Raw genomic sequence first — 11778 nt, forward strand, 5'->3', positions numbered from 1 at the left:
GGCGGTGCGGTGCTCCCACAGTAAGATAGTGCTTCGGGTTTTAATGTCCCGCAGTCTTGGAGAACAGCTGAATAACCACGACGCCCAGCACAATCAGCGCCATCCCCAGCATTGCCGGCACATCCAGTTTCTGCCCGTAGATAAACAGCGCCGCGACGCTGACCATCACGATGCCCATGCCGGCCCACACCGCGTAGGCCACGCCGACCGGAACGCTGCGCACCACCAGGGTCAGCATCCCGAAAGCAATGCCGTAACCGACGATGACCAGCAGCAGCGGCAGTGGCGTGCTGATACCCTTGACCGCTTTCATCGAAACGGTGGCGATCACTTCGGCGCAGATGGCAATGGCGAGGTAGTAGTAAGCGGTCATGGGTCAATCCTCGTATGAAGTGTTGCTTTCTGAGGTCGGCATTCTAGAGATCCGCCAGATGCGGTAAAGTCATTACCTATCTGTTCTTGAGATGGGTTGAGCCATGAATATGCAATGGAGTCTGGAACAGCTGCACTTGTTTGTCAGTGTCGCGGAACAACGTTCCTTTTCCGCGGTGGCGCGGGATCAGCGCAAGGCGCAGTCGGCGGTCAGCAGTTCGATTGCGCTGCTGGAAGAAGACCTGGGCGTCAGCCTGTTCGATCGCAGCAGTGGTCGCCAGCCGAAACTCACCGAAGCCGGCACCGCGCTGCTTGAAGAGGCGCGGGAAGTGCTGCGCCAATGTGAGCGCCTCAATGGCCGGGCACTGGCGATGATGCGCGGTCAGGAAGCGAGTTTGCGGGTGGCTCAGGACGAGGCAATGCCTTATCAGGCAGTGGTTGAAAGCTTCGAAGCCCTGGCCGAACAATTTCCCAGCCTCGAAGTGCAACTGACCAGCGCTGCCCAGGGTGATGTCGCGCGCAAACTGGTGGAGCGTCGGGCCGACCTGGGCTTGCTGTTTTATCACGAGCAGATTCCCGAAGCCCTTGAGCGCCGAGTGCTGGGCAGCGTTGAAATGGTCACGGTGTGCGGCGTGGGGCATCCATTGGCGCAGCAGACGCAGGTCAATTGCCAGCAACTGGCGCAGCATCGACAGCTGCTGATGTCCACGCAATCCAGCGTCTATCCCGGCAGTGAGCCGGCCAGCCCGCAGGTCTGGCGGGCCGACAGTTTCTATGTGATGGCCGAATGGGTGATGCGCGGCCTCGGCTGGGCCTGGTTGCCGCGCCACGTGGTGCAGTACCCGGCGTATCAGAATCTGATGGTCGAACTGACCAGCGAATGGACGCCGCCGGCATTGATTGTGGAGCTGGTCTGGCGCCGCGACGAGCCCCTCGGCCCGGCAGCCCGTTGGCTGGCGGAACGTTTTGCCGTGCACTTGCAGGCGATTGGCTAAAAAACCGATAAACTCCGCCGCCATGAATAGAACCCTCTACACCGCGCTGTTTTACCTGGGGCTGCCATTGGTAGCGATTCGGCTTTGGCTGCGGGCGCGCAAGGCGCCGGCGTACGCCAAACGCATTGGCGAGCGTTTCTCCCTCGCGCTACCGGCGATGAAGCCGGACGGCCTTTGGGTGCACGCGGTGTCGGTAGGCGAAAGCATCGCCGCGGCGCCGATGATCCGTGCCTTGCTGCAGCGATATCCGACGCTGCCGATCACCGTCACCTGCATGACCCCGACCGGGTCTGAGCGCATCCAGGCGCTGTTTGCCAACGAGCCGCGCATCCAGCACTGCTATTTGCCTTATGACTTGCCTTGCGCTGCGGCGCGATTCCTTGATCGGGTCCGGCCGAAACTGGCAGTGATCATGGAAACCGAACTCTGGCCCAACCATATCCATCAGTGCGCCAAGCGTGGAATTCCCGTGGCCCTGGCTAATGCGCGACTGTCTGAGCGCTCGGCCAAAGGTTATGGCCGCTTCCATAAACTGACCCGGCCGATGCTCGTCGAGATGAGCCTGTTCGCAGTGCAGACCGAAGCCGAGGCGCAGCGTTTCCGCGATTTGGGCGCGCGCCCGGAAACGGTTGAAGTGACCGGTTCGATCAAGTTCGACCTGACTATCGATCCGCAACTGCTGCAGCGTGCTGCCGAGCTGCGCGGGCAATGGCAGGCGCAGGATCGCCCGGTGTGGATCGCTGCGAGCACCCATGAAGGTGAAGACGAAGTGGTGCTCGATGCCCATCGTCGGCTGTTGGCCAATCATCCCGATGCCTTGTTGATTCTGGTACCGCGTCATCCGGAGCGCTTCAACCCGGTGTTTGAGTTGTGCCGGCAAAAAGGTTTCACCACGGTGCGGCGTTCGACGGGCGAGCCGGTGACCGCAGATACTTCGGTGTTGCTGGGCGACACCATGGGCGAGTTGCTGTTTCTCTACGCCTTGGCCGACAGCGCTTTCGTCGGCGGCAGCCTGGTGCCCAATGGTGGCCATAACCTGCTGGAACCGGCGGCCTTGGCCAAACCGGTGCTCAGTGGGCCGCACCTGTTCAACTTCCTTGAAATCGCCGCGCAGTTGCGCAGCGCCGGGGCGCTGGCCGAGGTCGACGATGCTGAAGGCCTGGCACTGGCGGTGCAGCGGCTGTTCGAACTGCCACGCGATGCACAGCGGATGGCGGAGGCGGGGCTGAAGGTAATGCGCACCAATCAGGGGGCGTTGCAGCGGTTGCTGGATGGGTTGGGCAGGTTGATCGAGCGGTAGACCGAGTCGCGCGAACAAAAAAGATCGTCCGAACGCGGCCCGAGCCTTCGGACGATCTTTTGCTGTTTAAGGCCTCGCTTTCAACTGCTCCGCCGCAGCCTTCGCCAGATCTGGTGGCAAGAAGTCCTTGTCCGGGTTGTAGTCGGCTTTGAGATAACGCGTCAGGTCCTGCAAATCCCCCGGGTTCAAGGTGCCGGCGGCCTGCTTCAGGCGCAGGTTGTCGAGGATGTAGTCGTAGCGCGTGTTGTTGTAGTTGCGCACCGAGGTGTACAGCTGACGCTGGGCATCGAGCACGTCGACGATGTTGCGCGTCCCCACCTGATAACCGATTTCGGTCGCTTCCACCGCGCTCTGGTTGGAAATGATCGACTGTCGACGTGCCTGCACCTGCTCGACGTCGGTGTTGACGGCGCGGTGCAGGTTACGGGTGTTTTCCACGACCTGGCGACGCAGCGCTTCGCGTTGTTGCTCGGTCTGATCCAGCCGTGAGTAAGACTCACGCACCTGGGAACTGGTGAGCCCGCCGCTGTAGATCGGAATGCTCAATTGCAGGCCGACAGTGCGCTGCTCGACATCGCCGCCGTAATGCACGCCGGTCGCGCTCGGGTTGGTAAAACCGAGGGCGTCGTTGTCACCTTTCCTGTATTGCGCGACCGCATCCAGGGTGGGGGCATGCCCGGCCTTGCGCTGCTTGAGGGTTTCTTCGGCGGCGCTCACCGCGTAGTTGCTGGCCAGCAGATTGAGGTTCTGCTTGGCGGCGGTGTCGACCCAAGCCTTGGCGTCGTTCGGTGCCGGCGGCAGGATCGGCAAGGTGTGGACGATGCCCTGGATCGAGTTGTACTGGCGGTTGGTCAGGGTGATCAGCGCTTCGAACGCGTCATCCACCTGACGCTGGGCGACAATTCGGTTGGCCCGCGCGGTGTCGTAACTGGCCTGGGATTGCAGCACATCGGTCTTGTCCGACAGGCCGACGTCGAAGCGCTCGTTGGACTGGTCGAGCTGGCGTTTGAAGGCTGCTTCTTCGGCCTTGGTCGAGGCCAGGTTGTCCTGGCTGCGCAGTACGTTGAAGTAGCTTTCGGCGCTTTGCAGGATCAAGTTTTGTTCAGTGGCCGAGAGTTGCAAGGCGGCCTGTTCGTTGACGTCCTTGGCGGCCTGGAACTGGAACCAGCGGTCGGCGCGGAAAATCGGTTGCGACAAGGTCGCCTGATACACCGTGCCGCTGCGGTTCGAGGTCACCGATGGTTGATCGAGCGCGGTGCGGGTGTCGTTCATGTTGGCACCGGCCGACAGGTTGGGCAGCAACCCGGCGCGGGCCTGGGGCACGACTTCCTTCTGGGCGCCGTACTGGGCGCGGGCGGCGGCGATATCGGCGTTGTTATCCACCGCTTCCTGATAGACGCTGACCAGGTCGGTCTTGGTCGATAAGGGCGCTTCTGCTGCCCAGGCCATTCCATTGGACGCACAAGACACGGCAAGGGCCAGTGAGAGTTTGCGCAGCATGAGGCCATCCCTAAAAAATTACGCTGATAATTTGAACGCCAAGGCTACGGCGCGGCGCCCTGCAGCGTCAAGGCAGAGCGTCAAGGCGCGGCACGGCGTAGCGAGTGTAGTTGCACGCAGGCACGGCAACAATCCGCTGATTGCGCCATTCATCATGGTGTTTACCGTGGTGTTGGCGTTCTTTGCCGGTTATGTCTAGACTGGCCGGGTTCTTGTCGGGGTGCCTTGCTATGAGGCTGAGATCGAATAATTTCGGATCCCGTTGAACCTGATCAGGTTAGCGCCTGCGTAGGGAACAAGATTTCTCGTCACCCGGCGAGTCCTCTTGTGCTTCGTCCGGGATGTTGTTCGACAATCGAACACCCCTCGAGCATCGAGCACAGCACCTGCTGGAATTTCCAGCGCCCGTGCGTCCATTCGTTTACAGGTTCGCTCCGACAAAAATCCACCGCCTGGATGTGTGTCTGGAGAGCCCGTGATGACTACAAAATCAAAAATCGCAACCAACCTGAGTGACTCGGCCAAGGTCGATCAGCAATCGGTTCAGCCGTTTACCCGCTCGCAAAAAATCTATGTTCAGGGCACACGCCCCGACATCCTCGTGCCGATGCGCGAAATCAGCCTGGATGTGACCCCGACCGACTTCGGCGGCGAAATCAACGCGCCGGTGGTGGTATATGACACCTCGGGCCCGTACACCGACCCCAACGTCACCATTGACGTGCGCAAAGGCCTGGGCGATGTGCGGTCGCCGTGGATCGAGTCCCGTGGCGACACCGAGCGTCTGTCCGGCCTGAGCTCCAACTTCGGTCAGGAACGCCTCGCTGACCCGGAGCTGACCAAGCTGCGTTTCGCCCACGTCAACAACCCGCGTCGCGCCAAGCCGGGTGCCAACGTCAGCCAGATGCACTACGCCCGTAAAGGCATCATCACCGCCGAGATGGAATACGTCGCCATCCGCGAAAACATGAAGCTCGAAGTGGCCCGCGCCGCCGGCCTGCTGGACCAGCAACACGCCGGCCACAGCTTTGGCGCCAGCGTGCCGAAAATCATCACCCCGGAATTCGTCCGTGAAGAGATCGCCCGCGGTCGCGCGATCATTCCGGCCAACATCAACCACACCGAACTGGAACCGATGATCATCGGCCGCAACTTCCTGGTGAAGATCAACGGCAACATCGGCAACAGTGCCTTGGGTTCGTCCATCGAAGAAGAAGTGGCGAAACTGACCTGGGGCATTCGCTGGGGTTCGGACACGGTCATGGACCTGTCCACCGGCAAGCACATCCACGAAACCCGCGAATGGATCATCCGTAACTCGCCGGTGCCGATCGGTACCGTGCCGATCTATCAGGCACTGGAGAAGGTCAATGGCGTCGCCGAAGACCTGACCTGGGAGTTGTTCCGCGACACACTGATCGAACAGGCCGAGCAGGGCGTCGACTACTTCACCATCCACGCCGGCGTGTTGCTGCGCTACGTGCCGCTGACTGCCAAGCGCGTGACCGGCATCGTCTCCCGTGGCGGTTCGATCATGGCCAAGTGGTGCCTGGCGCACCACAAGGAAAACTTCCTCTACACCCATTTCGAAGACATCTGCGAAATCATGAAGGCCTACGACGTCAGCTTCTCGCTGGGCGATGGCCTGCGTCCGGGCTCGATTGCCGACGCCAACGACGAAGCGCAATTCGGTGAACTGGAAACCCTCGGCGAGCTGACCAAAATCGCCTGGAAGCATGACGTGCAGTGCATGATCGAAGGCCCGGGCCACGTGCCGATGCAGTTGATCAAAGAGAACATGGACAAGCAGCTGGAGTGCTGCGACGAGGCGCCGTTCTACACCCTTGGCCCACTGACCACCGACATCGCCCCAGGCTACGACCACATCACTTCCGGTATCGGTGCGGCGATGATCGGCTGGTTCGGTTGCGCCATGCTCTGCTACGTGACGCCGAAGGAGCACTTGGGCCTGCCGAACAAGGATGACGTGAAGACCGGGATCATCACCTACAAGATCGCCGCTCACGCCGCCGACCTGGCCAAAGGGCATCCGGGGGCACAGATTCGCGACAACGCCTTGAGCAAGGCGCGTTTCGAATTCCGCTGGGAAGACCAGTTCAACCTGGGCCTTGATCCAGACACCGCGCGCTCGTACCACGATGAAACCCTGCCGAAGGATTCGGCCAAGGTCGCGCATTTCTGCTCCATGTGCGGGCCGAAATTCTGCTCGATGAAGATCACCCAGGAAGTCCGTGAATATGCGGCCAACCAGCGGATCGAAACCGTCGATGCCGAAGTCGCCAAGGGACTGGCGGAACAGGCTGAGCGGTTCAAGCAGGAAGGCAGTCAGCTGTACAAGAAGGTTTGATCTGACCGGCGCACTCGGGTGCGCCGCTTACCCTTGTGGCGAGGGAGCTTGCTCCCGCTCGGCTGTGAAGCAGTCGTAAAATCGGTAATCGCAACCTGACTGTCAGACCGCGGTGACTTGTTTTGGGTCTGCTTCGCAGACCAGCGGGAGCAAGCTCCCTCGCCACAAAGGGTGGTCAACACCACAACACATGTTCCTCTGAGATAACACCCTTTGAGCATTCAACCCAGCACTTACTCCCCGGATACCGCCGTGCCGACCGACAAGCGCGTCTTCGGCGGTCGGGATCTGTTTTCCCTGTGGTTCTCCCTCGGCATCGGCCTGATGGTATTGCAGACCGGCGCGCTGCTCGCACCGGGTCTGGGCCTGTCCGGTTCATTGCTGGCGATTTTTCTCGGCACGCTGGTCGGCGTGCTGTTGCTGGCCGCTGTCGGCGTGATCGGCAGTGACACCGGCCTGTCATCGATGGCCGCGCTCAAACTCAGCCTCGGTGCAAAAGGCGCGAGCCTTCCGGCGGTGCTGAACCTGCTGCAACTGATCGGTTGGGGTTCGTTCGAAATCATCGTGATGCGCGACGCCGCCAGCCTGCTCGGCGCCCGTGCATTCAGCGAAGGCAGCCTGTGGTCGAACCCGCTGCTATGGACGCTGTTCTTCGGTGCACTGGCGACTTTGCTGGCGGTCAGCGGTCCGCTGACCTTCGTGCGCAAGATCCTGCGCAAGTGGGGCATCTGGCTGTTGCTGGCCGCGTGCATCTGGCTGACCTGGAACCTGTTCGCCAAGGCCGACCTGGCGGCGTTGTGGGCGCAGGCCGGTGATGGTTCGATGCCGTTCGCCGTGGGCTTTGACATTGCGATCGCGATGCCGCTGTCCTGGTTGCCGCTGATTGCCGACTACTCACGCTTCGGCAAACGTGCGAAGAATGTCTTCGGCGGTACGGCGTTGGGTTTCTTTATCGGTAACTTCTGGCTGATGAGCCTGGGCGTGGCGTACACCCTGGCGTTCGCGCCGAGTGGTGAAGTGAATGCCTTGCTGCTGGCGCTGGCCGGTGCGGGCCTGGGGATTCCGTTGCTGCTGATTCTGTTGGATGAATCAGAAAATGCCTTTGCCGATATTCATTCGGCGGCGGTGTCCAGCGGGATTCTGCTGCGCTTGAAAGTCGAGCATCTGGCCTTGGCCATCGGCGTGATCTGCACACTGATCGCTTGCCTGGCGCCATTGGCCCAGTACCAGAATTTCCTGCTGTTGATCGGTTCGGTGTTTGCGCCGCTGTTCGGCGTGGTGCTGGTGGATCACTTCATCCTGCGCAAGCGCAGTGCCCGTGTGGCATCGGCTGCCTTGCGCTGGCCGGCGTTGCTCGCCTGGCTAGGCGGGGTGAGCACTTATCACTTGCTGGCCAATCTCTATCCGGACATCGGCGCAACCCTGCCGTCGCTGGTACTGGCAGGGCTGCTGCAACTGGTGCTTGGTCGAGCCTTCAGCTACGGCCGGGAAACAGCTCAGGCTTGAGAATGCCGTTCAGGCGTGGGTAGGGGATCTTCAGTTCGACGTGGCCCAATGCGTAAGGCGCAAGGGTGCTCACTTCGTACTTGAGGATCACCCCGCCGTACGTCAACGCTACGTTCTGGGTTTTCACGAAGGGCCAGCTCTTGACGAACTCTGGCTCCTGATCGAGTTTGGTGCTGATCAGCCAGCTGTTGTGCGCCACCTGGGCCGCTTTCCAGAACGCTTCTTCCTGCCCCGGAATCACCATATCCGACAGCGTCAGCACTTTATGCTGCTGACGCGAGTAGTTGATGAAACCGCGGCCCGGCGTGCCATGCGCACCGCCGCTGTCCAGATAGCTGGACAATTCAATGATCACCAAGCCGTCATGCTGCTCACGTACCTTGGCTTGCAAGTAGCTGCTGTAGCGCGGCTCGGCGCTGTTCAGAAATTGCTCGCGATAGGCCGCCAGTGTCGGCGCTACAGGGGCGTCGGGTGAGGTGCGGGTCATTTGCAGCAAACGTTTTTCGATGATGCCGTCAAGCGCAGGCTCAGCCGGGAAGTGCAGCGTATCGATGTTCACCAGCGGGCAGTCAGGGTTGGCGCAACCCGGTTTCAGCTGTTCGGAAGCGTCGCGGGTGGTTTCCAGCGGCGCCCGGTAATTGGGCTGGAAAAGACTCTGGCACGCACCCAGGGTCAGGGCGATGGCGGCCACGGAGGCGATCTTGAAAAGCGACATGGGCGTCCTTAATGAAACAGGGGAAGGCGAAAAGTTACCCGCTTCGACTCTCAACGAGGCAGTCAGTTCGCCACTAAGCTAATTAGAGTTGGTTTCGCCCTCACCGTCTATCCCGCTGACTGTAAAGGGGCTGCATCAAACATCGCGGGCGCGTTAGGATGGCGCGAAGTCGAGGTTGCAAGTAACCAAAAGGAGCCTCGTAACGGATTTGCAGTAAACGAGGATTGTCATGACTGATTTTGCCAACGCCATTCCGACCGCCGTTGATATCGTTCGGCGTGAAAAGTGCTACGAGGGCTTCTACAAGCTCGACCGCGTGCACTTGCGCCACGAATTGTTCGACGGCGGCATGAGTCGCGAGATCAATCGTGAAGTGTTCTTGCGCCACGATGCGGTGTGTGTGCTGCCTTATGATCCACTGCGCGACGAAGTGGTGCTGATCGAGCAGTTTCGCGTCGGCGCCATGGGCAAGACTGACAATCCGTGGCTGATCGAACTGGTCGCCGGTCTGATCGACAAGGATGAAATACCGGAAGAAGTTGCTCACCGCGAAGCGCAGGAGGAAGCTGGACTTGTATTCGGGGCGCTCTGGCCGATGACCAAATATTTTCCATCGCCGGGTGGCAGTAACGAGTTTGTGCACTTGTACCTGGGGCGTTGTGACAGTGCCGGGGTTGGCGGCCTGCATGGGCTGGAGGAAGAGGCTGAAGATATTCGCGTCACGGTCTGGGCTTTCGAAGATGCCCTGCAAGCCGTGCGTGACGGACGTATTGCCAACGCAGCGAGCATCATTGCCTTGCAGTGGTTGGCTTTGAACCGCGTGGAAGTGAGGGGGTTATGGTCGTAAACAAGCTGCGCGATCGCTATCGGGTTGATCTCGTGGGGCTGCAAGCTTCCTGCGAGGCCAACTACGCGCGCCTGATGCGACTGTTGCCGGACATGCGCAACGATCCGGCGGCCCGGCGCATTGCCGTGACCCAGGGTGACCAGATGCTGGGCGTGCTGGCCCTGGAAGTGCTGCAAGCCTGTCCATACACCACCACCCTGCAAGTGCGTCAGGAACACAGCCTGCCCTGGTTGCCGGTGCCGCAACTGGAAGTGCAGGTGTATCACGACGCGCGCATGGCTGAAGTTATCAGTGCCGAACATGCACGACGCTTTCGCGGCATCTATCCTTACCCGAACGCCGCGATGCATCAGCCGGACGAAAAGGCTCAACTCAATCTGTTCCTGGGGGAATGGCTGAGTCATTGCCTGGCTTGCGGACACGAGTACGCCGTTGTGCGCTAAGAGTGCTGTGTAGTTGTGAACTGCTTCCGGTTCACAGGTTTCCTCTTTTGATCGTCCCCCAGCATAATTGCGGCACTTTCCAATCCCGTGATCACGCCCTGGGAGAACGCCTTGCCGAGCGTATCCACTTTGACCACCGCCGATCCGGCGTTGCTGGTGCAACTCTCCGACAGTCATCTGTTTGCCGAGGCGGACGCGACGTTGCTGGGCATGAATACCCGCGACAGCCTGCAACAGGTGATTGAGTTGGTATTGAAGCAGCAACCGCAGATCGATCTGATGATTGCCACTGGCGATCTGTCCCAGGACGGGACGCTGGAGTCGTACCAGCTGTTTCGCGACCTGACCCGGCAGATCGATGCCCCGGCGCGCTGGATCCCCGGTAATCACGACGAGCCGCGGATCATGGCCGAGGCGGCGGTGCACAGTGCATTGCTGGAGTCGGTGGTGGACATCGGCAACTGGCGGGTGACGTTGCTCGATTCGGCGGTGCCGGGTTCGGTGCCGGGGTATTTACAGGATGAGCAGTTGCAATTGCTCGTGCGCTCGTTGAGCGAGGCGCCGCAGCGGCATCATCTGGTGTGTTTCCATCATCATCCGGTGTCGATCGGGTGTGCGTGGATGGAGCCCATTGGATTGCGCAATCCAGAGGCGTTGTTCGCGGTGCTGGATCGGTTTGCGCAGGTGCGTGCGGTGCTTTGGGGGCATGTTCATCAGGAGATTGATCAAGTGCGCAACGGTGTTCGCCTGATCGCATCGCCCTCGACCTGCATCCAGTTCGAGCCGGGCAGCGACGATTTCAAGGTGAGTGAGCAGGCGCCGGGGTATCGGTGGTTGCGGCTGTTGCCCGATGGTCAGCTTGAAACTGGCGTTGAGCGCGTGACCGGGTTCGATTTCCAGATTGATTATGGCTCCAACGGCTACTGATTTCTTTGTCATTTTCAAAGGCCGAGGCGTGGCCATCGCGAGCTTGCCCGCGATGGCATTCGCTCAGGCGACATGAATCCCACGCATGTCCCCGATTCCCCCCGATTCCCCCCGAGTCCCTGTAAACTCCGCCTTCTTTACCCGACGCACAGGGAGCTCAAATGTCTGGTTCGATCCTTTATATCCATGGTTTTAACAGCGCGCCGGCGTCGAAAAAGGCCTGTCAGTTGATGAATGTGATGGAGCGGCTGGGCTTGAGCGATCAGTTGCGTGTACCGGCCCTGCATCACCATCCCCGTGAGGCCATCGCTCAGCTGGAACAGGCGATTGTGGAGCTGGGGCGGCCACTGCTGGTCGGCAGCTCACTCGGCGGCTACTATGCGACTCACTTGGCCGAGCGCCATGGCTTGAAAGCCCTGTTGATCAACCCTGCCGTCAGCCCACACCGGATGTTCGACGGGTTTCTGGGGACGCAGAAAAACCTGTATACCGATGAGACCTGGGAAATGACCCACGACCACGTGACGGCCCTGGCCGAGCTGGAAGTGCCGGCGCCCCAGGATCCGCAGCGGTTTCAGGTATGGTTGCAAACTGGCGATGAAACACTGGACTATCGCCTCGCCCAGCAATATTACCGGGCCTGTGCCTTGCGCATTCAGGCCGGCGGCGACCATAGTTTTCAGGGTTTTGCCGCGCAACTGCCGGCAATATTGAGTTTTGCCGGCATCGGCGCAGATTTGTATCAGGCGATCGATTTCACAGCACTGTGATCATTGCCCCCTATTTTCATTGAACACTGACGACG

At 60.4% G+C, this 11778-nt stretch carries 11 protein-coding genes and 1 riboswitch; of the genes, 8 read left to right on the plus strand and 3 right to left on the minus strand.

The window, feature by feature from the left end; genetic code table 11:
• Positions 1-40: 40 nt before the first annotated feature.
• Entirely contained in the window at positions 41-373 is a 333-nt protein-coding gene (locus tag FFH90_RS03475) for a multidrug efflux SMR transporter (RefSeq protein WP_007939639.1), read from the minus strand.
• 103 nt (positions 374-476) lie between these two features.
• Here FFH90_RS03475 and FFH90_RS03480 point away from each other — a divergent pair, with 103 nt between their 5' ends.
• Positions 477-1367, plus strand: coding sequence for a LysR family transcriptional regulator (locus FFH90_RS03480; protein ID WP_018928534.1), 891 nt, complete (start codon positions 477-479; stop codon positions 1365-1367).
• A gap of 22 nt (positions 1368-1389) precedes the next feature.
• A complete protein-coding gene (gene waaA / locus FFH90_RS03485; protein ID WP_138866689.1) occupies positions 1390-2667 on the plus strand; it encodes a lipid IV(A) 3-deoxy-D-manno-octulosonic acid transferase in 1278 nt (425 codons plus the stop codon).
• Positions 2668-2733: 66 nt separating this feature from the next.
• On the opposite strand, the gene FFH90_RS03490 is transcribed toward waaA, so the two are convergent.
• Positions 2734-4167 carry a TolC family outer membrane protein gene (locus FFH90_RS03490; RefSeq protein WP_064615998.1) on the minus strand — a complete coding sequence of 478 codons (1434 nt, stop codon included), beginning with the start codon at positions 4165-4167 and terminating at the stop codon, positions 2734-2736.
• 206 nt (positions 4168-4373) lie between these two features.
• A riboswitch (TPP riboswitch) is annotated at positions 4374-4479 on the plus strand.
• A 166-nt stretch (positions 4480-4645) separates the two neighbouring features.
• Between FFH90_RS03490 and thiC the strand changes: the two genes are divergently transcribed.
• Both thiC and cytX read left to right on the plus strand, forming a co-directional pair.
• Complete coding sequence (thiC, locus tag FFH90_RS03495; protein WP_064615999.1) at positions 4646-6535, plus strand: phosphomethylpyrimidine synthase ThiC; 1890 nt, start codon at positions 4646-4648, stop codon at positions 6533-6535.
• 213 nt (positions 6536-6748) lie between these two features.
• Positions 6749-8041 carry a putative hydroxymethylpyrimidine transporter CytX gene (gene cytX, locus FFH90_RS03505; RefSeq protein WP_064616000.1) on the plus strand — a complete coding sequence of 431 codons (1293 nt, stop codon included), beginning with the start codon at positions 6749-6751 and terminating at the stop codon, positions 8039-8041.
• On the opposite strand, the gene FFH90_RS03510 is transcribed toward cytX, so the two are convergent.
• A complete protein-coding gene (locus FFH90_RS03510) occupies positions 8010-8756 on the minus strand; it encodes an RsiV family protein (protein ID WP_019582183.1) in 747 nt (248 codons plus the stop codon). The two genes, cytX and FFH90_RS03510, sit on opposite strands and share 32 nt — an antisense overlap.
• A 229-nt stretch (positions 8757-8985) precedes the next feature.
• Here FFH90_RS03510 and FFH90_RS03515 point away from each other — a divergent pair, with 229 nt between their 5' ends.
• The 4 genes from FFH90_RS03515 to FFH90_RS03530 all read left to right on the plus strand — a co-directional run bounded on the left by FFH90_RS03515 (position 8986) and on the right by FFH90_RS03530 (position 11743).
• Positions 8986-9603, plus strand: a complete 618-nt coding sequence (locus FFH90_RS03515; RefSeq protein WP_018928528.1) for an NUDIX domain-containing protein — start codon at positions 8986-8988, stop codon at positions 9601-9603.
• Entirely contained in the window at positions 9594-10046 is a 453-nt protein-coding gene (locus FFH90_RS03520; RefSeq protein ID WP_007939629.1) for a DUF1249 domain-containing protein, read from the plus strand. The genes FFH90_RS03515 and FFH90_RS03520 overlap by 10 nt, the downstream gene beginning before the upstream one ends.
• A gap of 111 nt (positions 10047-10157) precedes the next feature.
• Entirely contained in the window at positions 10158-10973 is an 816-nt protein-coding gene (gene cpdA, locus FFH90_RS03525; RefSeq protein WP_026286607.1) for a 3',5'-cyclic-AMP phosphodiesterase, read from the plus strand.
• Between the two features lie 161 nt (positions 10974-11134).
• On the plus strand, positions 11135-11743 hold the full coding sequence (locus FFH90_RS03530) for a YqiA/YcfP family alpha/beta fold hydrolase (protein WP_018928525.1): 609 nt from the start codon (positions 11135-11137) through the stop codon (positions 11741-11743).
• Positions 11744-11778 lie beyond the last annotated feature (35 nt).

The sequence above is a fragment of the Pseudomonas sp. ATCC 43928 genome, assembly GCF_005938665.2.
Lineage (GTDB): Bacteria > Pseudomonadota > Gammaproteobacteria > Pseudomonadales > Pseudomonadaceae > Aquipseudomonas.

Excerpts from the sequence above, each read along its gene's own strand:
- FFH90_RS03475 (WP_007939639.1), bottom strand. The coding sequence starts at position 373 with ATGACCGCTTACTACTACCTCGCCATTGCCATCTGCGCCGAAGTGATC.
- FFH90_RS03480 (WP_018928534.1), top strand. The coding sequence starts at position 477 with ATGAATATGCAATGGAGTCTGGAACAGCTGCACTTGTTTGTCAGTGTC.
- waaA (WP_138866689.1), top strand. The coding sequence starts at position 1,390 with ATGAATAGAACCCTCTACACCGCGCTGTTTTACCTGGGGCTGCCATTG.
- FFH90_RS03490 (WP_064615998.1), bottom strand. The coding sequence starts at position 4,167 with ATGCTGCGCAAACTCTCACTGGCCCTTGCCGTGTCTTGTGCGTCCAAT.
- thiC (WP_064615999.1), top strand. The coding sequence starts at position 4,646 with ATGACTACAAAATCAAAAATCGCAACCAACCTGAGTGACTCGGCCAAG.
- FFH90_RS03510 (WP_019582183.1), bottom strand. The coding sequence starts at position 8,756 with ATGTCGCTTTTCAAGATCGCCTCCGTGGCCGCCATCGCCCTGACCCTG.
- FFH90_RS03515 (WP_018928528.1), top strand. The coding sequence starts at position 8,986 with ATGACTGATTTTGCCAACGCCATTCCGACCGCCGTTGATATCGTTCGG.
- FFH90_RS03520 (WP_007939629.1), top strand. The coding sequence starts at position 9,594 with ATGGTCGTAAACAAGCTGCGCGATCGCTATCGGGTTGATCTCGTGGGG.
- FFH90_RS03530 (WP_018928525.1), top strand. The coding sequence starts at position 11,135 with ATGTCTGGTTCGATCCTTTATATCCATGGTTTTAACAGCGCGCCGGCG.